This window comes from Streptomyces coeruleorubidus, from assembly GCF_008705135.1.
In the GTDB taxonomy this organism is placed as follows: domain Bacteria; phylum Actinomycetota; class Actinomycetes; order Streptomycetales; family Streptomycetaceae; genus Streptomyces; species Streptomyces coeruleofuscus.
This window is the reverse complement of sequence record NZ_CP023694.1, coordinates 2,908,509-2,933,972: the sequence shown is the minus strand read 5'-3', so window position 1 is coordinate 2,933,972 and position 25,464 is coordinate 2,908,509. Positions and strand designations below refer to the sequence as shown.

Genomic DNA, 25,464 nt, shown 5'->3' with positions numbered 1-25,464 from the left:
ATGGGTGACCGCTGGCACGTCGAGGTCGACCGCTCCCTGTGCATCGGCTCGGCCCAGTGCCTCCACCACGCGCCGGGCGGTTTCCGCCTGGACTCCGCCCGGCAGTCCCATCCGGTCGCCCCGGACACGGACGCGAACGAGCGGGTGCTGGAGGCGGCGGAGAGCTGTCCGGTGGAGGCGATCACGATCACGCTGGGGGACAGCGGGGAGCCGGTGTTCCCGCCGGAGGACTAGGGAGGACCTCCCCTTTGGAGGACACTCCCTTTTGCCCGAAAAATCATGTTTTCGGGGGTTCCATTCCTGGCTGGTGGTTCTACCCTGGAATCAGGCCTACGGGACGAGTGAGGGAGTCCGACCGGAGTAGCCGACTCTGGCAGGAAGCCTCGGCTTCCGCCGGTGCCGACTGCGACGGTAGGGCTGAGAGGCCGGAAGGTCGAAGGACCGAGAGGTCCGGCGACCGGAAGGCGACCCCCAGAACCTGATCCGGACCATGCCGGCGAAGGGAACCCGTCTCGTAGGTCATTCGTGTGCGTCCGGCGCCGTCAGGTCGATCAGGCGGCACACCGTCTCGATGTCGATCTTGACCTGGGCGATGGAGGCGCGGCCCGACAGCCAGGTGATGAGGGCCGAGTGCCAGGTGTGCTCGATGACCCGGACCGCCGAGAGCTGCTCCGCGGTGGGGTTTTCCAGCCCCATCGCGTCCAGGATGATCGCCGTCGTCTGCCGCGAGACCTGGTCGACCTCCGGGCTCACGCTGCGGTCGGCGAAGGTGAGGGCGCGGACCATCGCGTCGGCCAGATGTGGTTCGCGCTGGAGGGCGCGGAAGGCCCGCATCAGCGTCTCCGCGACCCGCTCGGCCGCCTTCTCGCCCTGCGGGGGCTTCTTCCGCAGTGTGCCGTGCATGTGCTCCAGCTGGTCCTGCATCGTGGCGACCAGCAGATGGATCTTGGAGGGGAAGTAGCGGTACAGGGTGCCGAGCGCCACCTGTGAGGACTCCGCGACCTCGCGCATCTGCACGGCGTCGAAACCGCCCCGGCTGGCCAGCTGCGCGCTCGCGTGCAGGATGCGGCGACGGCGGGCCTCCTGTCGCTCCGTCAGGGGCGGGGAGGCGGGGGCTGTGACTCTGGCGTCCACCTTGGCCACCTTGTTCACCTTGGCGCTCACCTGGGCTTCCGCGGGCATGGGCCGGTCCCGTTCCGTGACCGTCCGTGAGGACGAGTGATCAGACAGCATGGCACGGCACCGGCCGTGGCGTGAATCACCTGATCCACTGGTCACAGCGCCCTTACCTGCCGGTAGATTCAGAGCCTCCGGACGATCAAGTCTGAAACTTGTTCTAGATTAGCGTCCCGGCGTAATCTCGCGGGACAGAGCAGGGAGAAGGGGGCCGAGAGTGACCGCTGAGGCCAGCGAGGCCGGGGCTCCGGAGGCCCCCGCGGCCGACGGCTTGCGACCGCTCAACATCGCGCTCCTCACCTATAAAGGAAACCCGTTCTGCGGCGGCCAGGGCGTCTACGTCCGGCACCTCTCACGCGAACTGGCCCGCCTCGGCCACCGGGTCGAGGTCATCGGCGCACAGCCGTATCCCGTGCTCGACGAGGGCTACGACGGGCTGAGCCTCACCGAACTGCCCAGCCTCGACCTCTACCGCCAGCCGGATCCCTTCCGCACGCCGAAGCGTGACGAGTACCGCGACTGGATCGACGCGCTCGAAGTCGCGACCATGTGGACCGGCGGCTTCCCCGAACCACTGACGTTCTCGCTGCGCGCCCGCCGCCATCTGCGCGCCCGCCGCGGCGAGTTCGACGTCGTCCACGACAACCAGACGCTCGGGTACGGGCTGCTGGGAGACGTGGGCGCGCCCCTGGTGACCACGATCCACCACCCCATCACCGTCGACCGGCAGTTGGAGCTGGACGCGGCGGAGGGCCGGCAGCGGCGCTTCTCCGTGCGGCGCTGGTACGGCTTCACGCGCATGCAGAAGCGCGTCGCGCGGCGGCTGCCGTCCGTGCTCACCGTCTCCGGCACGTCGCAGCAGGAGATCGTCGACCACCTCGGCGTCCGCCAGGACCGCATCCACGTCGTCCACATCGGCGCCGACACCGACCTGTTCTCGCCGGACCCCTCGGTGCCGGTCGTACCGGGGCGGATCGTGACGACGTCCAGTGCCGACGTGCCGCTGAAGGGCCTGGTCCACCTCGTCGAGGCGCTCGCCAAGGTCCGCACCGAGCACCCCGCCGCCCACCTCGTCGTCGTCGGCAAGCGTCCGGCCGAGGGGCCCGTCGCCCAGGCCATGGCACGGTACGGCCTCGACGGCGCCGTCGAGTTCGTCAAGGGCATCTCCGACGCGGAACTCGTCGACCTCGTGCGCTCCGCCCAGGTCGCGTGCGTACCGTCGCTCTACGAGGGCTTCTCGCTGCCGGCCGCCGAGGCCATGGCGACCGGGACGCCCCTGCTCGCCACGACCGGCGGGGCGATCCCCGAGGTCGCCGGCCGGGACGGGGAGACCTGCCTGGCGGTGCCGCCGGGCGACTCGGACGCACTGGCGGCCGGGCTGGGCCGGCTCCTGGGCGACGCGGAGTTGCGCGCGCGGCTCGGCGCGGCCGGGCGGGAACGAGTACTGCGGCACTTCACGTGGGCCAGGGCCGCGGAGGGCACGGTGGCGCGCTACCGCGAGGCGATCGCCAGGTCCCAGGCCGGCGAGACGGGCCGCCCGGCAGCGCCGGGCGACCGTTCCGTGGTGACGCCCCTGGCCTCCGGCGGTTCCGCGGCGGGCGGGAACCGCTCGGCGACCCCGGCTCCCGCAGGTGCTGTCTCCGCAGCCACCACAGATGTAGAAGGCGTCAACTCCGAAAGCAGGGCCACGTGCTGACCGTCGACTTCTCCCGGTTCCCGCTCGCCCCGGGCGACCGAGTCCTGGATCTCGGCTGCGGTGCCGGCCGGCACGCCTTCGAGTGCTACCGGCGCGGCGCGCAGGTCGTGGCCCTGGACCAGAACGCCGAGGAGATCCGCGAGGTCGCGAAGTGGTTCGCGGCGATGAAGGAGGCGGGCGAGGCCCCCGAGGGCGCCACCGCCACGGCCATGGAGGGCGACGCCCTGGCACTGCCCTTCCCCGACGAGTCCTTCGACGTCGTGATCATCTCCGAGGTGATGGAGCACATCCCGGACGACAAGGGCGTCCTCGCGGAGATGGTGCGCGTGCTGAAGCCCGGCGGACGCATAGCCGTCACCGTCCCGCGCTACGGCCCCGAGAAGGTCTGCTGGACCCTGTCCGACGCCTACCACGAGGTCGAGGGCGGCCACATCCGCATCTACAAGGCGGACGAGCTGCTGGAGAAGATCCGTGAGGCCGGTCTGGAGCCGTACGGCACCCACCACGCCCACGCGCTGCACTCCCCGTACTGGTGGCTGAAGTGCGCGTTCGGCGTCGACAACGACAAGGCGCTGCCCGTGCGGGCGTACCACAAGCTGCTCGTCTGGGACATCATGAAGAAACCGCTGGCCACCCGGGTCGCGGAGCAGGCGCTGAACCCACTGATCGGCAAGAGCTTCGTGGCGTACGCGACCAAGCCGCACCTGCCGCGTCTTTCCGGCACCGGGGCGGACGCCCAGTGACGACTCCCCGGACGGAACACCTGGTCCTGCCCGGGGTCCTCACCGCCGGGCAGGCCGCCGCGACCGTCGCCGGCATCCTCTCCGTGCAGCGCGAGGACGGCGCGATCCCGTGGTTCCGGGGACACCACCTCGACCCGTGGGACCACGTCGAGGCCGCGATGGCCCTCGACGCGGCCGGTGAACACGAGGCAGCCGAACGGGCCTACCTGTGGCTGGCCCGGCACCAGAACGAGGACGGCTCCTGGTACGCGGCCTATGCGGACGGGGACTTCGCCGAGGTCACCGACCGGGGCCGGGAGACCAACTTCGTCGCCTACATAGCCGTCGGCGTCTGGCACCACTACCTCTCCACCGGCGACGACACGTTCCTGGAGCGGATGTGGCCGGCGGTGTACGCGGCGGTGGAGTTCGTGCTGCGCCTGCAGCAGCCGGGCGGGCAGATCGGCTGGCGGCGCGACGACGACGGCACGGACACCGCCGACGCCCTGCTCACCGGCAGCTCCTCCATCCACCACGCCCTGCGGTGCGCACTGGCGATCGCCGAACAGCGGGAAGAGGCGCAGCCGGACTGGGAGTTGGCGGCGGGCGCGCTGCGGCACGCGATACGCCGGCACCCGGAGCGGTTCCTCGACAAGAACCGTTACTCGATGGACTGGTACTACCCCGTGCTCGGCGGTGCCCTGACCGGTGCCGAGGCCAAGGCCCGCATCGAGGAGGACTGGGACCGCTTCGTCGTCCCGGGACTGGGGGTGCGCTGCGTGGTCCCCAACCCGTGGGTGACGGGCGGCGAGTCCGCCGAACTGGCGCTGGCGCTCTGGGCGATGGGGGAGTCGGACCGCGCACTGGAGATCCTCCAGTCGATCCAGCACCTGCGCGATCCGGAGAGCGGCCTGTACTGGACGGGGTACGTCTTCGAGGACGACGCGATCTGGCCGCAGGAGCTGACCACGTGGACTGCGGGGTCGCTGTTGCTGGCCGTGGCCGCGCTGGGGGGACACGAGGCCACGTGCCGGGTCTTCGGCGGCGAGGGCCTGCCACTGGGGCTCGAGTCGGACTGCTGCGCCTAGGAGTTCCGGTGGGCGCGGGGGTTGGCGGGCGCGGGTTGTGAGTTGTGTAGCTCGCGCCCACGCGGCGGAGCCGCATATCGACACAGCCCCGCGCCCCTGAGGGCGAACCCCTCACGGCATTTTCAGTGCCGGTGTGCGCGATTGGCGATCGCGTGGCCCACGAACAGGTAGACCACCGCTGCCAGGCCGTAGCCGGCGACCACTCGGGCCCATGCCTCGTCGAACGTGAAGAGGTCGTGGGACCAACCCGCCAGCCAGCGGGCCGCGTCATGGATGAACTGGACGAAGTCGTTCGCCCGGTTCGCGTCCAGCAGGTACATCAGAATCCACAGGCCCAGGATGAGGGCCATGATGTCGGCGACGACCGCGATGATCGTGCCGGCCTGATTCGCACCGTTGCGATATCGAGGGGACATGCCAACCGGGTAGCCCGTGAAACCTCGTTCAAACCCGGGCCCGGTGCGCCGCGCCCCACCGGCCTTCGCCGTGCGCTTCTTCCCGCGTTCAACCGACGTTCCCGGCAGGGCCGTTCGGGGTACACCCGCATCACCGACGATCCTGGCCCGGCACACGGGGAGAACGCAGGTGTCACGGGGGGAGAACGCAGGTGCCCGCGAACAGACCCGCTACCGAAGAGCCGCGGTTAACCGTCACCAGACCCCCGCGCCGACGTCTGCGCAGAGCGCTGGCGTCGGCGCTGCCCGTCCCGGTCATCGGGCTGGTCCTGCTCGTGACCTCCGGGAACCTGCTGCTGCCGCTGCGGCAAGTGGTCACCATAGAGGCCAAGATGGCCTCGAAGAGGGACTTCTTCCAGGACCCCGTGGTGGAGCGGCTGCTCATGAAGCACGGCTTCCGCGTGCACATCACCAACATGGGCTCGCGTGAGATCGCCAAGCAGGACTACGAGGGGTACGACGTCGTCTTCCCCTCCGGCCAGCCGGCCGCCGACCTGATCAGCCGGGAGCGCGCCCGGGCGAACCGTCCGGTGCTGCTGTACCGCCCGTTCGTCAGCCCCATCGTGCTGGCCACCTACCGGGACTACGCCGAGGTGCTCAGGGTCGAAGGCGTCGCGAAGGGCCTGCCGGGCTCGGGCGGCCGGCCGATGTACTACACCCTCGACATGCGGAAGTTCCTCGATCTCGCGCACGGCAAGAGCGCGCGCGCCAAGAGCAGGGGGGTCCAGCGCAAACCCAAGGACGGCTACCGCTGGAACGAGATCGACGACGAGAAGCGCGTCCGCAACGGCAACAAGATCCTCGCCCAGACCTCGGACATCTGCGAGTCCAACTCCGCCGGCACCTACCTCGGACTCGTGGCCTTCGTCGAGCACGGGAACGACGCGCCGGACAACGAGGCCGAGGCCGAGCAACTCGCCCGGAAGATCAAGCCGCTCCTCATCGAACAGGGCCTGCCGTCCTCCGAACGGGCCGAAACGTATCTGTCCCCCGACGGGCCGAGCATCGCCCCGATTTCGGTGATCTACGAGCACCAGTTCCTCGCCCACCAGATCGGTCACCAGGCCGAGAAGGGCACGACCGACGACGAGCGCGTCCTGCTCTACCCGTCCACACGCTTCGTCACCGAACCCCAGCTCGTCGCGCTGACCGGCGACGGCGCCCGGCTCGGCGAACTGGTCAGCAAGGACCCAGAACTCCAGCAGCGGGCCATGGAGTTGGGCTTCCGGGCCCGCAACGCCGGCAGCGGCGCGACCAGCGACGAGCTCACCCGGTTCCTCACCGAACGGAAGATCCCGGTGCCCACCACATCCTCCGACGACACCCGGGCGGTCCTGCCCAGCCTGCCCCTGCTGGAGAAGATGACCGAGATCGTCGGAGACTGCCCGGACCGGACGGGCAGCCGGTGAGGCGCGGCGCGGGCCTGCTGGCGCTCTGTCTGGCGCTCGTCACCACCCTGCTCACCGCCTGCTCGGGCGGCGACGGCGACGACCCGGTCCGGCTGCGCGTGCTCGCCGGTCCCGACCTCGCCGTACTGGGCCCGCTGCTGGGGGAGTTGAAGGACGAGACCGGCGTCGACCTGCGTCTGGACCACCGGGCCGACGCCGAGACGAAGACCCCCGACAGCGACAGGTACGACCTCGCGTGGCTGTCGTCCGACCGCTATCTGCGTCTCACCGACAAGAACGCGACCCGGGGGTGGCAGCGCACGCCCACCATGACCTCCCCCGTCGTCATCGGCCTGAAGCCGGACGTGGCACGGAAGCTGCGCGCCCAGGTGCCCGGCTCCCGGCTCACCTGGGCGGACATCGCGGACGCCGCCGCCACGGGCACCGTCCGCTTCGGCATGGCCGACCCCCGGCACGCCGGCAGCGGTCTCGCCGCCCTCGTCGGCGTCGCCACCGCCGCGGCCGGCACCGGAGCCGCTCTGCGCCCCGAGGACGTCTCCTGCGACCGGCTGCGCGGCTTCCGCTCCGGCCAGACCCTCACCGCCGACACCGGCCCCGCACTCGTCGACTCCTACGTCGATCACCAGGACGAGGCCAACGCCCTCATCACCTACGAGTCCGATCTGCTCGCCCTCAACGCCACCGACCGCCTCGACGACCGCCTGGAGATCGTCCGCCCCGAAGACGGCATGGTCCTGGCGGACTTCCCGCTGCTCCTGCTGAACCCGGCCCACCGGACCGCGTACGGCAAGGTCACGCAGTGGCTGCGGCGCGACTCGGTGCAACGCCGGATCATGCGGCACACTCTGCGCCGCCCCGTGAACACGGCGGTCACCCGGGACCCGCGGCTGCGCGAACCGGTCGGCAACGCGCTCTTCTACCCCGACCGGCCCGCCGTCGTGGAAACCCTGCTGGCGGACTACGGTGACCCCGACCGCCGCACCACCAGCCAGGTGGTCTTCCTGCTCGACTTCTCCGGCTCGATGCGCGGCGCCCGGATGGCCGCCCTGCGCGGGGCCTTCGCCGGACTCAGCGGCGCGGACCTCTCCCACTCCGGCAAGTTCACCCGCTTCTACCGGGGTGAACGGCTGACCGTCGTCCGGTTCGGCGGCCGGGTGCTGGAGGAGAAGACCGTCACCGTCACCGGCCCGAGGGACCTGACCGCCCTCGCCGGCACCGTCGCCCGGGGCGGCTACGGCGACGCCACCGCCGTGTGGTCCGCCCTCGACCACGGCTACCGCACCGCCGCCCGGGAACTGGCCGCCGACCCCGACCGCTCCGTCTCACTCGTCCTGATGACGGACGGCGAGAACAACGCGGGCCTGTCCTATCCCGAGTTCGTACGCCGCCACAAGGCGCTGCCCGCCGCCGTGCGCGACGCCGTTCACACCTACCCCGTCCACTTCGGCGAGGCCGACGCAGGCGAACTGCGGCGCGCGGCGGCGAGGACGGGCGGACGGATGGTGGACGCCGCCGGCTCGTCCCTTTCCGAGGCCTTCAAGGAGATCCGTGGCTGTCACTGACGCACTGTGGTGGAGCCTTTGGTGGCCGTGGATGACGGTCTGGCTGGTGACGGCCGCCGGCGTGCTGGTGCTCGCGGTGGTCCTGGTGCGCCATGCCCGGGAGCGGCGCAGGCACCTGCGGCACTGGCAGTCGGCGTACAGCATCTGCCTGTACCTGGACGAGCAGGCGGTCATGGACCTGTACGAGCTCGGCAACTACCGGTCCGCGCTGGAGGAGGCCGTCGAGCTGCGGACGAAGGTCGACACGAGTGTCGGCTTCTGGAGCCGGGTGCTGACGTGGCTGTTCCGGTTCCGGCTGAAGCGGGACGTCAGCCAGGAGACGTTCCGCAAGTTCGTGCGCAAGGACAAACCGATCAACGTGATCGGCGTGGTCATGGAGGCCTTCGACCGGGCCGACGCCATCGTCCACGCCGACCTGACCACCCTGACCGTCGTCCCGAACCGGAACCTCGCCGACGACCTGGCCGACGGCCGTGCGGTGACCCTGAGCCGCATCGGCGAATTCGTCTCGGTCAAAGGCGTCTTCACCCGTGTGCCGGACGTGGCGGAGGGATTCGAGCTGCGGGCCGAGTACGGCGAGGAGCAGCCCCCGGTGTCCATGCGCGTCGTGGCCCCCGGGAACGCGCGCCGCTCGATCCCGGCCGGCACGTTCACGGCCCGCTGCCTCGGCAAGATGACCGGCTGGCGCGAGGACACCCGCGAGGTGACGCTGGAGGCGATCGCGATCTTCTGGTGACCGCCGCCGCTCACCGGGAGCCGAGCTCGGCGAGCACGCGCAGGGTGTGCGGGTCGGGGGCGAGGGCGAGGAGGTCGGTCACCGGCCCCTTCCGCCACAACTCCAGCCGCTCCGCGATGCGTTCACGCGGTCCGACCAGGGAGATCTCGTCGGCGAAGGCGTCCGGCACCGCGAGGACCGCCTCCTCCCGGCGGCCTGACAGGAACAACTCCTGGATGCGGCGGGCCTCCTCCTCGTACCCCATGCGGGCCATGAGGTCGGCGTGGAAGTTGCGGGCCGCGTGACCCATGCCGCCGATGTAGAGGCCGAGCATGGCCTTGACGGGCAGCAGGCCCTCGGCGACGTCGTCGCAGACCCGGGCCTGGGCCAGGGGTGCGACGAGGAAGTTCTCGGGGAGTTCGCGCACGGCGGGGCCGTAGACCTCCGGCCGGGTCGGCGACCAGTACAGCGGCAGCCAGCCGTCGGCGATCCGGGTCGTCTGGGCGACGTTCTTCGGCCCCTCCGCACCGAGCAGGATCGGCAGGTCGGGCCGCAGGGGGTGGGTGATGGGCTTGAGCGGTTTGCCGAGGCCGGTGGCGTCGGGGCCCCGGTAGGGGTGGGAGTGGAAGCGGCCGGCCAGCTCCACCGGCGCCTCCCGCCGCAGCACCTGCCGTACGACGTCGACGTACTCGCGGGTGGCGGTGAGCGGCGAGGAGGGGAACGGGCGGCCGTACCAGCCCTCGACGACCTGCGGGCCGGACAGTCCGAGGCCCAGCATCATGCGGCCGCCGGAGAGGTGATCGAGGGTCAGCGCGTGCATCGCGGTCGTCGTCGGCGAGCGGGCCGCCATCTGCGCAACGGCCGTGCCCAGCCTGATCCGTGAGGTGTGCGCCGCGATCCAGGCGAGCGGCGTGAAGACGTCCGAGCCCCACGACTCCGCCGTCCACACCGAGTCGTAGCCCAGCCGCTCGGCCTCCTGCGCGAGCGCCACGTGGTCGGGGGAGGGGCCGCGCCCCCAGTAGCCGAGCGCGAGACCGAGCCGCATGCCTGCCTCCTGACGGTATGTCAGCCAACGGGGCGACGACTGTACGGCAACGGCCCCCCACCCGGAAGGGCGAGAGGCCGTACGTCGTGCGGGGGCTCAGCCGCGCTGGATGCCCGACGTGTCCTGGAGGACACCGCGGCGACCGTCCTGCGTCTGCGCGACCAGGGCCGCGCCACGCTGCTCGACGGCCAGGTACCAGGTGCCCGGCGCGAGTTCGGCGATCGGCGTCGGCGAACCGTCCTCGGCGAACAGCGGCCGCGGCACCGGCACCGCGAACCAGAACGGCGAGAAGTCCCCGGCCGGGGGCTGCGGCGCCTGGGCCTGCTGGGGCTGCGGCTGACCACCGTAGGGCTGACCCGGCTGCCCGGGGCCGGGCTGTCCCGGCTGGGGCTGGCCGTAGCCACCCGGCTGCTGGGCGCCCGGGTAGCCGTAGCCGCCGGGGGGCTGAGCACCGTAGGGCTGCGGGGTGGCGGGGCGAGGCGCCGGGAGGAGGGCGCCCTTGAGGGCCGGGACGAGAGGCGTGGCGAGGGCGGCGGCGGCCAGGAGCAGCGTGGCGACGAGGGCGAGGGTCAGGCCGAGGCCGGCGCTGGGACCGTCGGAGGTGCTGCCCTCGAAGTTGTCGGCTCCGCCGGCCGGGTCGAAGATGTTGCCCAGCGCGCTCCACGCGGCGAACACCGTGAGGGCGACGCCGAACTGGCCCAGGTCGAGACCCGCGATCTTCGGGACCTGCGGGAGACTGCGGGCGACGACGACGAGCGCGGCGCCGATGATCCCCGCCAGAACGACACTGAGCACGACCGGCCCGCTTGCCCACAGACTGGGAAGGTCGGCGCTGTCAGGGACACCATCGATCGAGTAGAGGTCGAGGAACGACGCGATGAAGAGCAACACCGCTGCTCCGATCACCACGCCGTCGCCTCGAGTGAGGGAGCGGATATTCACTTCAGGTCCTTCGCAGGTCGTCTCGTCGTCGGTAGAGGCGTCGCTGTCACCATGCCGTCGTCGGGCCCCGGTGTGAAGCGTGGGGGTGGCCCCTCATCGTACGAACGGACCCTATCGTCCGCCCGACCAGGGTGTCCGCCCGGATCAGCCCGCCGAGAGCTACCCGCGCAGGAAACTCACGATTCCCTCAGAGATCCCTTGCGCCGCCTTCTGCCGCCACGCGCCGCTGGTCAGCAACGCCGCGTCCTTGCTATCGCGCATGTTGCCGCACTCGATGAACACCTTGGGAACCGTTGACAGATTGAGACCGCCCAGGTCCTTACGCGTGACGAGACCGCTGCCGTCGCCGACGTAGTTGGACGGCGCGCTGCCGGTGACGGCCACGAAGCGGCCCGCGACGCGCTCGCCGAGATCGCGGGAGGGGGCGACGATCGCACGGGTGTCGGCGGCGCCCGCGTGCACGGTGCCGGGCAGGATGACGTGGAAGCCGCGGTTGCCGGCGCCCGAGCCGTCCGCGTGGACCGAGACCACGGCGTCGGCCTTCGCCTCGTTGCCGATCCGGGCCCGCTCGTCCACGCACGGGCCGTACGGCCGGTCGGCGTCCTGCGTCAGTTTCACCGTGGCGCCCTGCTCTTCGAGGAGTGTGCGCATCCGGTGTGCCACGTCCAGGGTGAACTTCGCCTCGGTGTAACCGTCGTTGGTGGACGTGCCCGTGGTGTCGCACTCCTTCCAGTTCGTCCCGATGTTCACCTTGCGGTTGATCTCGGACGGGTGCTGGAAGTTCTCCGGATTGTGCCCGGGGTCGATGACGACGACCTTCCCCTTGAGCGGGCCGGAGGCCGGAGCGGGCGCGGAGGTCGAGGACGCCGTCGGCGCCGGAGAGGCGCTCGGCTCCTTGCCGTCGTCGGTGGGCGCGCCTGACGCGGAGGGCGGCGAGGACCGCACGGTTGCCTGCCCCGAGCCGTCTCCGTCCCCGGAGCCGCCCACCGTCTCGTACACGAGCCAGCCGAGCAGCGCCCCGGGCACCAGCGCGGCGAGCGCGACGGTCAGGGGGCCGCGGCGGGAGCGGCGGGGCTGGGGAGGTTCGAAGTCAGGGCCTACGTACGACACGTCTGCCACCCTAGCGGCCGCCGCCGGCCCGCTGCGGGTCGAGCACGGCCCAACGGGTGGCGGCTACCCGTCGTTGGCGTCGGGGTCCCCGTGCCGTACCGCCTCCTTCACCCGCGCCTCGATCTCCTGGCGGGGAGTCTGCTCCTGCTTCGCGTACGCGGTCACCGCCGCCTGGACGTCGCGGGCGAGGTCGCGCCAGGCGCGCCAGGCGGTCTCCCACGTGGTGGTCTGCTGGGGGCTCCACTTGGTCTGGGTGGGCGGACCGTACGCGTCCTGCAGTTGCCGCACGCGGGCGTACGCCTCGTCCGCCGCGCGCTGCTTCTCCACGAGCTCTGCGAAGGTGTGTGCCACGCGGCCGGATCCTTGGGCAGCGGCGGTCGCCCGCCGACTCGCCACGCCGCCCGTGGGCCGACCGGGAGGGGGCGGAGGGCGCGCAGTTCACCCGCCCAGCCGTTCTGCTAGATGCCCGGGCCGGTGCGCCGCAGGACCCGCAGCGAGTCCGTGGCCGAGACCTCCGTGAACGCGCCGGAGGCGAGGGCCCGGAGGTAGACGCGGTAGGGGGCCTGGCCGGTGAACTCGTCCTGCGGGTCGGGGAAGACGTCGTGGATGGCGAGCAGACCGCCCTCGGCCAGGTGCGGGGCCCAGCCCTCGTAGTCGGCGGTGGCGTGCTCGTCCGTGTGGCCGCCGTCGATGAAGACGAGGCCGAGAGGGGTCCGCCAGATCGCCGCGATCTGCGGGGAGCGGCCGACCAGGGCCACCACGTGGTCCTCCAGGCCCGCCCGGTGCAGCGTGCGGCGGAACGTGGGCAGCGTGTCCATCACGCCGAGCTCGGGGTCGACCGTCTCCGGGTCGTGGTACTCCCAGCCCGGCTGCTGCTCCTCGCTGCCGCGGTGGTGGTCGACGGTCAGGGCGCAGACCCCGGCCTCGCGGGCCGCGTCGGCGAGCAGGACCGTGGACCGGCCGCAGTACGTGCCGACCTCCAGGAGCGGCAGCCCGAACCGCCCGGCCTCCACCGCCGCCGCGTACAGGGCCAGGCCCTCGTCCACGGGCATGAACCCCTTCGCCGCCTCGAACGCGGCCAGGATCTCGGGCTTGGGGGTCGGGGGCATGGGGTTCCTCTCGCTCGTACGACTCCGTGCGCCCATGGTGCCGTACCGTTCCTAGAGTCTGAGCATGAGTTGTACGTGCTCAGCCGGACGCCCCGAACGGTGTTGGGCGTCCTGGTCCCCCGCGTTCGCTCCGCATCCGGCGCGCATGGATCGTGTCCGTGGTCCGGGAATGCGGGGGCGGGTTTCCTCACGCCCTTGGGCGCCCGGTCCGGCCTGGGCGGTCCGATACCCAGCAGCATCGCTCTGGTGCTGCGGGGGCGGTGCCGCCCGTCGCCGGATCGGGTGCCCGAGGGCGCGCCTTCCGATCGCCACCGCGGCGGCATCATGCCGGGTGGTGGCGCGTTTATTGCTGGTGAGGGGTTTCTGCCAATGTTGGGCCCCCCACTGGGAGGTGTAGGCCGGGTCTACGGCGACGATGGTGATCCCCAGCTCAGCGGCCATGCTGACCAGCCGCGCTCGCAACCTGGACACCGGCATGCCGGAGATCAGCTTGCGGAACCGTTTCCGACTGCCGTGCTTCTCTCGAGTCGTCTCCGCTTGGAAGTCCAGGTCCTCGATCGCCAGACTCAGGCCGTGGCGCTTGGCGAAGTGCAGCAGGCGTACCAGCGCGTGCCGTACCTGGGCATCGCGGTAGGTGGCGGGCCCGTCGAGGCCGAAGAAGAACCGGCGCGGGGCGCCGACCGGGTTGCCGTGCGCGTCCAGGCGCCATGCCGCGAGGTGGTCGGCGTTGGTGTCGACGCCGATCATCCCGCCGGCGCGGGCCTGAGCCAGTGGAACCGTCTTGACCGGCGGGATCGTCCACGAGGCGGTCACATACCAGCGGTTCCGGTCGGTGTCGAGGTGGATGCGGTAGGCCACGGCCCGGTGCGCCGCCACACGGTCGGCCCACTCCTCGCCACGGTGGTGGAAGGCGACGGTTCCGGTGAGGACGTACCGGCCGTGCCCGGTGTTCGCCAGATACGCGAGCGGCGCGGGGAGCTTGATGCTGACCTCACCGTCCGGGGTGAGGCGGATCGTCTCGTTCCCGAACCGCTTCCCGCTCTCCCCGTCGGCCTGAAGGAACCAGCGCGACGCTTCCCACCGCTGGCGCCAGGCTGCCTCGGTGAGCTGTGCTTGGTCGAGGTGGTGGCGGTTGCGGGCCAGCCGTTTCCCGCCGCGTACGACGCGCACCCGCCCGGCTTCGCGGTCGGCACGCTCGGCGGCGAGCCGGTCCTCAAGCACGCGCAGGCGACGTGTCTTGGCGAACCACTCCTGCCGACTCCGGTAGCCGCCCGGCGCCCGTTTGGTGCCTTTCTCGCCCACCGGCAGCGACAACCGGTGCGCGATCGTGCGCACACCGGCTTCCAGAGCCTGGATGTGGGCGAGTTGCGCACGCCGCGACAGCGCCCACTGATCATGCGTGGCCTTGGTGATACTGCCCGCCCACCGCGACGAGGACTCCGCACTCAGAGCGCGTTTACGCTGCGCCCACGTCTGCGCAGAGTGCTGCAGCCCCTCTGCGCAGCGCCGCTTCAGGTCACGCGAAGCAAGCGACCCCAGGTGCTTGCCGACCAGGCGCAGCACCTCCTCGTCCCCAGCGGACAGGCCCTTGAGCCGGGTACGGATCGCGACGCCGGAGGAACCGAGGACGACGAACGGCTCCGACAGCACACGCGCAATACCCACCCCCGTCCCCCTTCCCTGCGGCCCTGGCTACGTCTGTCACCCACCCGACGCCCCACGTCCGAAAAGGTCACGCATTCGATCTGGGAACGCCCATTCCCTCCCCCCGTAAACCACACACCACCACCCGGACACTCAATCCACACACGCCATAACTCACTTTCATGGGGCTGAGACCGTGTGTCCTGGCAGCGGCAGGTCCAGGTCGACTGGCCGCTCGTCCCCCGTGTGGGTCGCGGACGAGGCGAGCGGGGCGTGGCCCGCGGCGCGGGCGGCGAGGACGTAGGAGCCCGGGTCGGGGACGGTGAGCGTGTAGCTGCCGTCCTCGGCGGAGAGCGTCGCGCCCGCCTGGCGGCCCCGGCGGTCGATCAGCGTGACCTTGGCGCGGGCGACCGGCGTGCCGTCGGCCGCCAGCACCCGGCCGCGGAAGCCGCGCAGGACCTGCTCGGCGCGCTCCAGTGCCGCGTCCTCCTCGCTGCTGGCGCGCAACTGCGGTTTGTCCGACGGGCGGCGGCCCGGCAGGAAGAGGGCCAGGAGCAGGCCCACGGCGACCGCGCCGGTCGCGATCAGGAAGGAGACCCGGAAGCCGTGCATGGTCGGGATCTCGACGCCGCCGACGTTGTCCGCGGTGTTCGCCAGCACCATGCCGATCACGGCGCTCGACACCGACGTGCCGATGGAGCGCATCAGGGTGTTGAGGCCGTTCGCCGCACCGGTCTCCGAGGCCGGGACCGCGCCCACGATCAGGGCGGGCAGCGAGGAGTAGGCGAGGCCGATGCCCGCGCCCAGCAGGACCGAGATGACCAGGCTCTGCCAGGCGGCGCTCATCAGGCCGAGGCCGGCGCCGTAGCCGATCGCGATGATCAGCAGGCCGAGGATCAGGGTGACCTTGGGGCCGTACTTCGCGGACAGCCGGGCGTAGACGGGCGCGGTGAACATCATCGTCAGGCCGAGCGGCGCGACGAGCAGACCCGCGACGACCATCGACTGGCCGAGGCCGTAGCCGGTGGACTTCGGCAGCTGGAGAAGCTGGGGCAGGACCAGGGAGACGACGTAGAAGGAGACGCCGACCATGATCGAGGCGAGGTTGGTGAAGAGGACGGCCGGACGGGCCGTGGTGCGCAGGTCGACCAGCGGCGCCTTGACGCGCAGCTCCATCACGCCCCACAGGAACAGGACGACCGCGGCGGCGGCGAACAGGCCGAGCGTGGTGCCGGAGGACCAGCCCCAGTCGCTGCCCTTGGTGATCGGCAGCAGGAAGAGCACGAGACCGGCGGAGAGGCCGATCGCGCCCGGCAGGTCGAAGGAGCCCTCGGCGCGCATCGGCGACTCGGGCACGACGAGCAGGGTGAGGGCGATGGCGAGGACACCGAGGCCGGCGGCGCCGTAGAACAGGGCGTGCCAGTCGGTGTGCTGGGCGACCAGGGCGGCGGCGGGCAGGGCGAGGCCGCCGCCGACGCCTATGGAGGAGCTCATCAGGGCCATCGCCGAGCCGAGCCGTTCGCGGGGCAGCATGTCGCGCATCAGGCCGATGCCGAGCGGGATGGCGCCCATCGCGAAGCCCTGGAGCGTACGGCCGGCGATCATGAGCAGCAGGTCGCTGGTGAACGCGCTGACCAGGGCGCCGACGACCATGACCGACAGGCTCGTGATCAGCATGCGCCGCTTGCCGTAGAGGTCGCCGAGGCGGCCCATGATCGGGGTGGCCACCGCGCCCGAGAGGAGGGTCGAGGTCAGGACCCAGGTGGCGTCGCTGGGGGCGGTGTCCAGCAGTTGCGGCAGGTCCTTGATGACCGGGACGAGCAGGGTCTGCATCACCGCGACAACGATGCCCGCGAAGGCGAGTACCGGGACCACGGCCCCGCGCGCTCCGCCGGCGGGACGGACTGTCGTCGTCTGCGTCATTGAGGAGGGCCTCCAGGCCGGGGTGTGTTCGGGGGGCGCGTGGTTACGTGGGGTGTGAACCTTGTATGCGTAGGCAACTATTCCGTTGCTTCGGCACTCTAACGAAATCTTGACCTTCTCTTGCGGAAGGGGGCCGGAGCTGCCGTGGTCCTAGGTCCAAGAACCTGGTCCAAAAACCGATGCCCACGGGCTGGAGTGGTTGAGAGCATGACACCCATGGTCGAAGCCGCCGAAATAACCCGTACGCCCCGCCGTACCGCGCCTCCCACCTGGCTCGTGGTCGCGCTCACCTGTGCCGGGCAGTTCCTCGTCGTGCTGGACGTGTCCGTGGTCAACGTGGCGCTGCCGTCGATGCGGACCGGGCTCGGACTGAGCGAACAGGGCCTGCAATGGGTGGTGAACGCCTACTCCATAGCCTTCGCCGGGTTCATGCTGCTCGGCGGGCGGGCCGGGGACCTCTACGGCCGCAAGCGGATGTTCCTCATCGGGCTCGGACTGTTCACCTTGGCCTCGCTGGGCGGCGGACTGGCGCAGGAGGAGTGGCAGTTGCTGGTGGCGCGGGCCGTGCAGGGGCTCGGGGCGGCGGTGCTGGCGCCCTCGACGCTGACGATCCTCACGGCCTCGGTGCCGGAGGGCGCCGCCCGGGCCCGGGCCATCGGGACCTGGACGGCGGTCGGTGCCGGCGGCGGCGCGGCGGGCGGCCTGGTCGGCGGGCTCCTGGTGGAGACGTTGTCGTGGCGGTGGGTGCTGCTGATCAACGTGCCCGTGGGGGCGGTGGTGCTGTGCGCGGCCGCCTGGGTCCTCACCGAGGGCCGGGCCGGGGACGGGCGGCGGCTCGACCTGCCCGGCGCGCTGCTCGTGACGGGTGGGCTCGGCACGCTGGCCTACGGCATCTCCCAGACGGAGGCCGCGGGCTGGACGGCGGCGGCCACGCTGCTGCCGCTGTTCGCCGGGCTCGCGCTGATCGGGCTGTTCCTCGCGGTCGAGGCCCGGACGGAGAGTCCGCTGATGCCGCTCGGGCTGCTGAAGCTGCGGTCGGTGTCGTCGGCGAACGTGGCGATGTTCCTGTGCGGCTTCGCGATGTTCTGCATGTGGTTCTTCATGACGCTGTACGCGCAGAACGTCCTGGGCTACACCCCGTTGGAGGCCGGACTCGCCTTGGTCCCGAGCTCCCTGGCCGTCATCTTCGGCTCCAAGATCGCGCCCCGGCTCATGCGGGGGGTGGGGGCCCGGAATGTGGCGGTGCTGGGCACGCTGGTCGCCGTGGCGGGCTTCGCCTGGCAGTCGACGATGACCCCCGAGGGCGCGTACGCGACGACGATCCTGGTCCCCGGAGTCCTGATGATGCTCGGCGCGGGCCTGGCGGCGACGCCGCTGGCCTCCCTGGCCACGTCCGGGGCGGCGCCCGAGGAGGCCGGGCTGGTGTCCGGGCTCGTCAACACCTCCCGCACGATGGGCGGTTCCCTGGGCCTGGCGGTCCTGTCCACCCTCGCGGCGGCCCGGTCGGCTGGGAGCGGGACGCCGGAGGCGCTGACGGAGGGGTACGCCTTGGCGTTCCGGGTGGGGACCGGAGTGCTGGCCGTGGGGGTGCTGTTGATGTGGGTCTGGCTGCCGCGGACGGCACGGGAGCACTAGGGGGTGTCGGCAGCTCCTGGATCTGCCGACGGCGGACATCGGTGCGCGTCGCGTCGTCCGTATCGGGGGCGTCGAGGCCCCTGGGCGGCGCGCCGCCGCTCTTTCGGCCCGGGGGCGGAGTGAGGCCCCGGGCGGGTGGTTCCCGGTTCGGCGGTAGGCCGCAGGAGGCCCTTCACCGGCGCCTGAAAACCCGTCTGAGCTGGGCTTTCCTCCTGTCCGGGCATAGGGTTGCCGGAAGCGGAAGGGGGACCGGATGGACCGGAACATACGCACCGTCGACGACGTACTCGCGCTGCTCGACGGGCTGTTCGCGCCCGAGGCCGATCGGTGGACGGGGCGGGGCGCCGATTGGTGGGACGGCTTCTACGCCGACCGTTCCCGGCAGGTGCCGTTCTTCGTGGCGAAGCCGGACGAGAACCTGGTGAGTTGTGTCGAACAGGGGGTGATCAGCGGGGGGCGGGCGCTGGACCTGGGGTGCGGCCCGGGGCGCAACGCGCTGTACCTGGCGGAGCGGGGGTTCGAGGTGGACGCGGTCGACCTGTCCCCGGCGGCCGTCGACTGGGCCCGGGAACGGGCCCGTGAGGCGGGGGCGGACGGCGTACGGTTCCACTGCGGGGACGCTTTCGCGCTCGCCGGCACGGAACTCACCGGGCCGTACGACCTCGTCCACGACTCCGGCTGCTTCCACCATCTGCCTCCGCACCGGCGGATCAGCTACCTGGCGCTGCTGGACGACGTCCTGGCTCCCGGGGGCGTGTTCAGCCTCACGTGCTTCGCCGCCGGTGCCGGCGGGATGGGGTCGGAGCTGTCCGACACCGGCTTCTACCGTGAGGCGAAAGGTCTCGGGGGCGGGCTCGCGTACACGTCCGAGTCGTTGCGGGAGATCTTCTCGGGCCTGACCGAGGTCGAACTGCGGCGGATGCGGGACGAGCCGGAGGAGTCGGCGTACTTCGGCGAGAGCTTCCTGTGGACGGCGCTGTTCCGGCGGACCTGAGGTCTCACCGTGGCGCGTCGAGCAACGAGGCCAGCGTCTCGGTGAACGCCGTCGCCGAGTAGTCGGCGTGCGCACGGATGCGCGCCGCCACGGCCTCGGCACCGCCGCCCTCCAGGAGCCGCACCAGCCGGTCGACGCCCTGCCGGTGCCCTTCCTGGGTGGACAGGTAGAAGTCCGCCGCGTCGTAAGCCATGTGGAAGACGTGCTTCTTCACATCGCTCAGCGTCAGGTAGTCGTCGTGGGTCTTGGGGGTCGGCTCGGGCGCGCCGACGCACACCGCGGGGGTGCCGGCGCCCCAGGCGTTGACGGACAGGTGGTAGGTGTCCGTGATGACCAGGCGGTAGCGGGGGAGGACCCCCACCAGGTCGCCGATGGTGTGCCGGCCCGGGCGCGGCGCGATGTGGCCGACCGGAGCGGGGATGTCCCGGTCGAACCAGGGCAGCCATTCGAGCGGGGCGCCCAGGCGCTCGGACAGGTCCTGGCAGAAGGCCGGCAGCCACTCGGGGATCCGGGTACGGGCACCGAGGAACACGCCGATCGCGCCGCCGTCCGGGACCGCCCGGGACCATTCCGTCGTCGGGAGGTGGTCGAGGTCGCCCGGACGGGACAGCAGCGCCGCGTCCGAACCGAAGTAGTCGGTCGTGCGGTCCCGGCGCAGGTGCGCGATCTTCGCGGCCGAGAGCGGGTCACGCACCCAGACGCGGCGGCTGCGTGTCACCAGGCGTGAGAACAGGGGGCCGTATTCCTTGTCCTCGTAGTCGGACTGCGAGTTGTGCAGGATGGTCCCGCCGTAGCTGAGGGTCCGCGCGAGGAGCTCGTCCGGCTGGTCGGCGAACAGCAGGGTGCGGTTCAGCAGGTTCCGGGCCGCGCCGCGGTCCTCGGCGAAACCGAAGTCGAGCAGACGGTTCGTCGCGTCCTGCTCCAGGTAGTGCCGGGTGTGGAGGAAGTCGCCCCAGAAGACGACCGCGTCGTGGTCGCGGAGCGTGTCGAGGTGCTCCGCCAGGGGGTGGAAGTGGAACGGGAGGTCTGTGTCTCGCGCGCACTCGCGCAGGGGCACGGTCTCCGGCGTGTGCAGGGTGTACCAGGTGGCGTCGATCTCGGGGGTCATCCGCCGCCGCAGGGACTCGAACGCCAAGTCGACGGTCAGCATGCCGGTGTTGCGGTACCCGATGTTCGGCGCGGTGATGACGGCGACGCGTGCCATGTGCTCCATTTCCCCAAGCAGTTGCCGACGCCCTGTACGTGTACGTGTGCATGCACGTGTGGCGCGGACCATCGTCAACGTACACGCCGACGTGGGTCGTACTGCGCCCTGCCCCCTGCCCCGGAGCTGTCGCGATCTGACACAGTGTCAGGAGGCTTCACAAGTGTGGTGGCCTGGGCTATACAGAGGGCGCAGGACTGGAACGCGTTCCAGTTCGGCCCCAGAAGGCCTCGGTGCGACCGACGGTGCGGACGGCCGTGCCGAGGTCTTTCCCACGGCGGTCTCTCCCACGGCGATCAGGAGCCCCATGCCCATCGACGCAGCCAAGGCGCTCGCCGCCGAGCCCCGGACCGGCGAGCTCTCCTGGGACCACAAGGACGTGCAGCTCTACCACCTCGGCATCGGCGCCGGCGTCCCCGCCACCGACCCCGACGAGCTGCGCTACACCCTGGAGTCCCGGCTGCACGTCCTGCCGAGCTTCGCCACCGTCGCGGGCGCCGGGTCCCCCGGGGTGATCAGCGGGCTGTCCATGCCCGGCGTCGACGTCGATCTCGCCCGCGTTCTTCACGGCGGGCAGAGCCTGCGGATCCATCGCCCCATCCCGGCCCGGGGGCGTGCGACCGCCACCGGCCGGATCGCCGCCGTGTACGACAAGGGCAAGGCGGCCGTCCTCGTCATGCGGACCGAAGTGGCCGACGACGACGGGCCGCTGTGGACCAACGACGCGCAGATCTACGTCCGGGGAGAGGGCGGCTGGGGCGGCGACCGGGGACCGTCCACCCGGCTCGATCCGCCCGCCGGTGAGCCGGACCGGGTCGTCGAGCGGCACGTCCGCGAGGACCAGGCCCTGCTCTACCGCCTCTCCGGCGACCGGAACCCGCTGCACGCCGACCCCGATTTCGCCAAGCGCGCCGGGTTCGACCGGCCCATCCTGCACGGCCTGTGCACCTACGGCATGACGCTCAAGGCGGTCGTGGACACGCTGCTCGACGGGGACGTGACCCGGGTGCGGTCGTATGCCACCCGGTTCGCCGGGGTCGTGTACCCGGGCGAGACGCTGCGCATCCGCATGTGGCGCCTGGACGGCGGAATCCGGGTCGCCGTGAGCGCCGTCGAGAGGGACGACACGCCCGTCCTCGCCGACACCGTCGTCGAACACACCTGAGTCCAGAACGCCGTACGAGGGGAGCCGCACCATGCGCGCAGCCGTACTGCACGAGATCGGCCAGGACAAACTGGAGGTCCTCGACGACGTCGAGGCGGTGGGGTTCGGACCCGGCAAGGTGCGGATCCGGGTGCGCGCCACGGGGCTGTGCCACTCGGACCTGTCCGCGATGAGCGGGGTGCTGCCGCAGCCCGGGCCGTTCGTGCCCGGACACGAGGGGGCGGGCGAGATCCTCGAAGTCGGCGAAGGTGTCGGCCACTTGGCGGTCGGCGACCGGGTCGTCGTGTGCTGGCTGCCCGCCTGCGGAGTCTGCCCCGCCTGCAAGCGCGGGCAGACCGAGCTGTGCCTCGCCGGGTTCATGAACGCGGGCACCCCCAACTTCAGGCGGCCCGCCGGGGACGTCTTCGGCATGGCCGGCACCGGCACGTTCACCGAGGAGGTCGTCGTCGACGCCGGGTGCGCGGTCCCGATACCCGACGACGTGCCCTTCGACATCGCCGCCCTCATCGGCTGCGGGGTGACGACCGGGCTGGGCGCCGCCCTCAACACGGCGGACGTGGAGGCCGGTTCGGCGGTGGCGGTCATCGGGTGCGGAGGCGTGGGCATCTCCGTGATCCAGGGCGCCCGGCTGCGCGGGGCCGCCGAGATCGTCGCCGTCGATCCGGTCGCCTCCCGGCGCGAGGCCGCCCTGCGGTTCGGGGCCACGAAGGCCGTCTCGCCCGACGAACTGCCCGACGCCAAACAGCAGGTCACCGCGGGCGAGGGCTTCGACTACGTCTTCGAGGTCGTCGGCAGGTCCGCCACGGCACGGACCGCCTACGACACCACCCGGCGCGGCGGCACCCTCGTCGTGGTCGGCGCCGGCGCCATGGACGACTTCCTCCAGCTGAACATGTTCGAGCTGTTCTTCGACGAGAAGCGGATCCTGCCGTCCATGTACGGCGGTGGCGACATCCTGCGCTCCTACGAACGCACCATCGCCCTGTGGCGCGCGGGCCGCGTCGACCTGGCGGGCCTGATCACCCACCGGGTCCCCCTCGCCGACATCAACGAGGCCCTGGACCAGATGCGGACCGGGACCGCCCTGCGTACCTGCATCGAGATGTGAGGACACCGCCATGCCGCTGCCGCTCCAGGGACTGTCCGCGATCGTCACGGGCGCGGGCCGCGGGCTCGGCCGGGCCGAGGCGCTGGAACTCGCCCGGCTCGGCGCCGCCGTGGTCGTCAACGACTACGGGCAGCCCGGGCGGGACGGCACCGGCGAGGCCTGCGCCGGACCCGCCGAGGAGGTCGCCGCCGAGATCCGCGCGGCGGGCGGCACCGCCCTCGCGCACACCGGCGACGTCTCCGACTTCCGGCAGGCGCGCGAACTGGTCGAGTCGGCCGTCGCCGAGTTCGGCAAGCTCGACATCCTGGTCAACAACGCGGGCATCCTGCGCGACCGCATGGTGTTCTCGATGGCCGAGGAGGAGTGGGACGCCGTGCTCCGCGTGCACCTCAAGGGGCACTTCAACACCATCCGGTTCGCCGCCGCCCACTGGCGCGAGCGGTCCAAACGGGCCGGGGAGCCGGTGTACGGGCGGATCGTGAACACCTCCTCCGAGGCGTTCCTCGCCGGTTCCGCCGGGCAGCCCAACTACGCGGCCGCCAAGGGCGGGATCGTCGGCCTGACCACCTCCACGGCCCTCGCCCTCGGCAAGTACGGCGTCACGGCCAACGCGATCTGCCCGCGTGCCCGCACGCGGATGACCGAGGACGTCTTCGCGGGCGTCGAACAGCCTTCCGGCGACCGCCTCGACCCGCTCGCCCCCGAGCATGTCGCCCCGCTCGTCGGCTTTCTGGCCTCGCCCGCCGCCGCCCATGTGAACGGACAGCTCCTCGTGGTGCACGGCGGCATGGTGGCCGTCGTCGAACGGCCGCGCGTCGCCGCCCGGTTCGACAGCAAGCAGGACACCTTCACGTACGACGAACTGGAGGCCGTCCTCGGGGCGTACTACGCGGACCGGCCGGCGGGGGAGACGTTCGCGGCGGCGGAGGTGCTGGGGCTGAGGCGCGGCTGAGGAACGGGAACGGCCCCACCCCCATACACGGGCGGGGCCGTTCGTCGTACGGTCACTGACGTGCCGTCAGGCCGCCGTCTCGGTGCGCTCGGTCCGTTCGGTCTCCGTCACCGGCTTGCGGTGGCGGCCGCGCGGAGCCGTCTCGCCGACCTGCGTGGAGATCTCGCCGCGGTGCCGGCCGTGGCCGGCGGCGGTCTCCTGGACGTCGGCTGTGTGCAGCTGGTTCCTGCTGGCGTCGCTCATCGGATGGAATTCACCCCGTCAACATGATCTTTCAAACAGCCGGGCGAGTTTAACCGGCACCCCGTATCCCGGATCCAGGCGGCCACGCCAACCGGCACTAGTTCGTTACAAGCCGTCCCAACGGCGCCTCTTGCAGCGGGACCGGGCGGGGGGCGGAGGGGGCCGGAGGTGGAGCGGGATCGGCTGGTGGAGTGGGTCGTGGGGGGTGTGCGGGCTGTGCCAACTGCGGAGGCATGCTGGAGGTTTCCGGAGCCGGGGGCGCCGGTTCCGGGGGGTGTCCTGGGGGGTGTCCTGGCACCGGGGTCGCGCCGGGCTCGGGCGCCGCGGCCGCGGGCGGGCTCACCAGGGCCACGCCGCACGGCACCGCCTCCGTCGCGTACGGCAGACGCAGCACCCCCTCCGGCGTCCACAGGCCCGTGCCCGCCAGCCACCCCTCGGGCGCCGGGAGATGGTGCACCCGCCGCTCGGCCGGCCGCCACACGCCGACCCACCTGCCGCGCGGCCCGTCGACGCGCAGCGCCACCGCGCAGCTCTCCGGTGTCAGGATCTGCCCCGGCTGGATCGCGAACGGCGTGACGGTGCAGTCCCGCAGCCGCAGGCACTCCGGGAAGCGCACCGGCAGGGTGCTGCCCAGGACACCCCAGCCCAGCCGGTCCTGCCCCGGCGATGGCGCGTCCGAGCGGATGAGCAGCAGCCCGCTGTCGTGGTCGGCGAGCAGCAGCCGGTCGTCGCTGTCGGCGGCGATCTGGAGCAGCGGCGACATCTCCCCGCCGCGCTCCAGGTCCACCACGACGGCCTTGGTGCGTCCGCCGGTCTCCCGGTCCAGGGCCAGCAGCCGTCCCGCACGGTCCAGCCAGACCCCGCCCGAGCAGCGGCCGGGCAGCTCGGCCAGCCGCTCGGGTCCGAAGGCACCGCCCGCCACCAGCCACACCGTCGTCGCACGCGGGCCGACGGCCAGGGCGTACGCCCGCTCTCCGCCGGGGGCGGGCGGCAGCAGCCGCAGCCGGGCCGTGTCGTCCGGGCACTGGACCACGCCCAGGGGCAGCTCGCCGGTGCCGGGCCCGGTCGGGTACAGCAGCGAGAAGGCGTGCCGCCCGGCCACCAGACGGTGGATGAGGACCCGCCCGTCACCCATCGGCTGCACCTCGGTGCCGGGTTCCTCCGGCTGGTTGCGGGGCAGGGGTACCGCGTACGGCTCGGGGCCGTCCAGGGTCCAGCGCTCCGGGAACCAGGAGTCGCCGGCCGACGCGAGGCGTGCGGCGTAGGCGCCGTCCGCGGTGAGTGTGCATCCTGCCGGCGCGACCCCGTCGTCCTCGTGTCCCGCCGAAGGCTCGATCGCACACGCTGTCATCGTTCGGTCACCTCCAGTGACGAACGTAGTTATCGTACGTGCAGGCGGGGAATCCGCAGGGTCCCGACTTCACACATAAGGGTGTTCCAGGAACGATTCGCCTGAGGATGCGGGGGCTTCTGTGCTGGGCGGGGCGACAGCCGGCCGACAGCGGGCGCCGAGGGAGGGGACCGGGGGAGGAGGCCGGGGGAGAGGACGGCGGCGGTGGCGGTTCAA

The 25,464-nt window shown here is 71.7% G+C and carries 24 protein-coding genes; 12 read left to right on the top strand and 12 right to left on the bottom strand.

The window, feature by feature from the left end; translation table 11 throughout:
- Complete coding sequence (locus tag CP976_RS13525; protein ID WP_150480584.1) at nucleotides 1-234, top strand: ferredoxin; 234 nt, start codon at nucleotides 1-3, stop codon at nucleotides 232-234.
- A 285-nt stretch (nucleotides 235-519) separates the two neighbouring features.
- On the opposite strand, the gene CP976_RS13520 is transcribed toward CP976_RS13525, so the two are convergent.
- Complete coding sequence (locus CP976_RS13520; protein ID WP_150480583.1) at nucleotides 520-1,182, bottom strand: TetR family transcriptional regulator; 663 nt, start codon at nucleotides 1,180-1,182, stop codon at nucleotides 520-522.
- Between the two features lie 211 nt (nucleotides 1,183-1,393).
- On the opposite strand from CP976_RS13520, the gene CP976_RS13515 reads away from it, so the two are divergent.
- The 3 genes from CP976_RS13515 to CP976_RS13505 are packed head-to-tail and all read left to right on the top strand — an operon-like array spanning nucleotide 1,394 to nucleotide 4,682.
- On the top strand, nucleotides 1,394-2,872 hold the full coding sequence (locus CP976_RS13515) for a glycosyltransferase family 4 protein (protein ID WP_150480582.1): 1,479 nt from the start codon (nucleotides 1,394-1,396) through the stop codon (nucleotides 2,870-2,872).
- Nucleotides 2,866-3,615: a class I SAM-dependent methyltransferase gene (locus CP976_RS13510; protein WP_020275921.1), complete on the top strand. Its 750-nt coding sequence runs from the start codon at nucleotides 2,866-2,868 to the stop codon at nucleotides 3,613-3,615. Before CP976_RS13515 ends, CP976_RS13510 begins: the two co-directional genes overlap by 7 nt.
- Entirely contained in the window at nucleotides 3,612-4,682 is a 1,071-nt protein-coding gene (locus CP976_RS13505; protein ID WP_150480581.1) for a prenyltransferase/squalene oxidase repeat-containing protein, read from the top strand. Before CP976_RS13510 ends, CP976_RS13505 begins: the two co-directional genes overlap by 4 nt.
- A 122-nt stretch (nucleotides 4,683-4,804) precedes the next feature.
- Here CP976_RS13505 and CP976_RS13500 read toward each other — a convergent pair whose 3' ends face one another.
- Nucleotides 4,805-5,098, bottom strand: coding sequence for a hypothetical protein (locus CP976_RS13500; protein ID WP_059416357.1), 294 nt, complete (start codon nucleotides 5,096-5,098; stop codon nucleotides 4,805-4,807).
- A 314-nt stretch (nucleotides 5,099-5,412) separates the two neighbouring features.
- Between CP976_RS13500 and CP976_RS13495 the strand changes: the two genes are divergently transcribed.
- From CP976_RS13495 to CP976_RS13485, 3 genes are read left to right on the top strand one after another with little or no spacing between them, the layout of a single operon-like run.
- Nucleotides 5,413-6,546: a hypothetical protein gene (locus CP976_RS13495; RefSeq protein WP_229875232.1), complete on the top strand. Its 1,134-nt coding sequence runs from the start codon at nucleotides 5,413-5,415 to the stop codon at nucleotides 6,544-6,546.
- Nucleotides 6,543-8,108, top strand: a complete 1,566-nt coding sequence (locus tag CP976_RS13490; protein WP_150480580.1) for a vWA domain-containing protein — start codon at nucleotides 6,543-6,545, stop codon at nucleotides 8,106-8,108. Before CP976_RS13495 ends, CP976_RS13490 begins: the two co-directional genes overlap by 4 nt.
- Nucleotides 8,095-8,844: a hypothetical protein gene (locus CP976_RS13485; RefSeq protein ID WP_150480579.1), complete on the top strand. Its 750-nt coding sequence runs from the start codon at nucleotides 8,095-8,097 to the stop codon at nucleotides 8,842-8,844. Before CP976_RS13490 ends, CP976_RS13485 begins: the two co-directional genes overlap by 14 nt.
- A 10-nt stretch (nucleotides 8,845-8,854) precedes the next feature.
- On the opposite strand, the gene CP976_RS13480 is transcribed toward CP976_RS13485, so the two are convergent.
- From CP976_RS13480 to CP976_RS13450, 7 genes are all read right to left on the bottom strand, one after another.
- Nucleotides 8,855-9,868 (bottom strand): LLM class F420-dependent oxidoreductase, encoded by a 1,014-nt coding sequence (locus CP976_RS13480; RefSeq protein WP_150480578.1) that lies wholly within the window; start codon nucleotides 9,866-9,868, stop codon nucleotides 8,855-8,857.
- 96 nt (nucleotides 9,869-9,964) lie between these two features.
- Complete coding sequence (locus CP976_RS13475; RefSeq protein WP_150480577.1) at nucleotides 9,965-10,810, bottom strand: hypothetical protein; 846 nt, start codon at nucleotides 10,808-10,810, stop codon at nucleotides 9,965-9,967.
- Nucleotides 10,811-10,969: 159 nt separating this feature from the next.
- Complete coding sequence (locus CP976_RS13470; protein WP_150480576.1) at nucleotides 10,970-11,920, bottom strand: N-acetylmuramoyl-L-alanine amidase; 951 nt, start codon at nucleotides 11,918-11,920, stop codon at nucleotides 10,970-10,972.
- A gap of 63 nt (nucleotides 11,921-11,983) precedes the next feature.
- A complete protein-coding gene (locus CP976_RS13465; RefSeq protein WP_150480575.1) occupies nucleotides 11,984-12,271 on the bottom strand; it encodes a hypothetical protein in 288 nt (95 codons plus the stop codon).
- Nucleotides 12,272-12,378: 107 nt separating this feature from the next.
- Nucleotides 12,379-13,029 carry a class I SAM-dependent methyltransferase gene (locus CP976_RS13460; protein ID WP_150480574.1) on the bottom strand — a complete coding sequence of 217 codons (651 nt, stop codon included), beginning with the start codon at nucleotides 13,027-13,029 and terminating at the stop codon, nucleotides 12,379-12,381.
- A gap of 51 nt (nucleotides 13,030-13,080) precedes the next feature.
- A complete protein-coding gene (locus CP976_RS13455) occupies nucleotides 13,081-14,694 on the bottom strand; it encodes an IS200/IS605 family element transposase accessory protein TnpB (RefSeq protein ID WP_150480573.1) in 1,614 nt (537 codons plus the stop codon).
- A gap of 159 nt (nucleotides 14,695-14,853) precedes the next feature.
- Entirely contained in the window at nucleotides 14,854-16,596 is a 1,743-nt protein-coding gene (locus tag CP976_RS13450) for an MFS transporter (protein WP_150480572.1), read from the bottom strand.
- A 207-nt stretch (nucleotides 16,597-16,803) separates the two neighbouring features.
- On the opposite strand from CP976_RS13450, the gene CP976_RS13445 reads away from it, so the two are divergent.
- The gene (locus tag CP976_RS13445) at nucleotides 16,804-18,231 is read left to right on the top strand and encodes an MFS transporter (protein WP_150480571.1); all 1,428 of its coding nucleotides are present in this window, start codon (nucleotides 16,804-16,806) and stop codon (nucleotides 18,229-18,231) included.
- Between the two features lie 253 nt (nucleotides 18,232-18,484).
- Nucleotides 18,485-19,225 (top strand): class I SAM-dependent methyltransferase, encoded by a 741-nt coding sequence (locus CP976_RS13440; RefSeq protein WP_150480570.1) that lies wholly within the window; start codon nucleotides 18,485-18,487, stop codon nucleotides 19,223-19,225.
- 4 nt (nucleotides 19,226-19,229) lie between these two features.
- Here CP976_RS13440 and CP976_RS13435 read toward each other — a convergent pair whose 3' ends face one another.
- Nucleotides 19,230-20,429 (bottom strand): polysaccharide pyruvyl transferase family protein, encoded by a 1,200-nt coding sequence (locus tag CP976_RS13435; protein ID WP_150480569.1) that lies wholly within the window; start codon nucleotides 20,427-20,429, stop codon nucleotides 19,230-19,232.
- 307 nt (nucleotides 20,430-20,736) lie between these two features.
- Here CP976_RS13435 and CP976_RS13430 point away from each other — a divergent pair, with 307 nt between their 5' ends.
- The 3 genes from CP976_RS13430 to CP976_RS13420 are packed head-to-tail and all read left to right on the top strand — an operon-like array spanning nucleotide 20,737 to nucleotide 23,654.
- Complete coding sequence (locus CP976_RS13430; protein WP_150480568.1) at nucleotides 20,737-21,594, top strand: MaoC/PaaZ C-terminal domain-containing protein; 858 nt, start codon at nucleotides 20,737-20,739, stop codon at nucleotides 21,592-21,594.
- A gap of 31 nt (nucleotides 21,595-21,625) precedes the next feature.
- Nucleotides 21,626-22,702 (top strand): Zn-dependent alcohol dehydrogenase, encoded by a 1,077-nt coding sequence (locus CP976_RS13425; protein WP_150480567.1) that lies wholly within the window; start codon nucleotides 21,626-21,628, stop codon nucleotides 22,700-22,702.
- A 10-nt stretch (nucleotides 22,703-22,712) separates the two neighbouring features.
- Entirely contained in the window at nucleotides 22,713-23,654 is a 942-nt protein-coding gene (locus CP976_RS13420) for a 3-oxoacyl-ACP reductase (protein WP_150480566.1), read from the top strand.
- 66 nt (nucleotides 23,655-23,720) lie between these two features.
- Here CP976_RS13420 and CP976_RS42880 read toward each other — a convergent pair whose 3' ends face one another.
- Together CP976_RS42880 and CP976_RS13415 are read right to left on the bottom strand one after the other, a co-directional pair.
- Complete coding sequence (locus CP976_RS42880) at nucleotides 23,721-23,897, bottom strand: hypothetical protein (RefSeq protein ID WP_167537332.1); 177 nt, start codon at nucleotides 23,895-23,897, stop codon at nucleotides 23,721-23,723.
- Between the two features lie 97 nt (nucleotides 23,898-23,994).
- A complete protein-coding gene (locus CP976_RS13415) occupies nucleotides 23,995-25,248 on the bottom strand; it encodes a hypothetical protein (protein WP_150480565.1) in 1,254 nt (417 codons plus the stop codon).
- Between the last annotated feature and the right edge of the window lie 216 nt (nucleotides 25,249-25,464).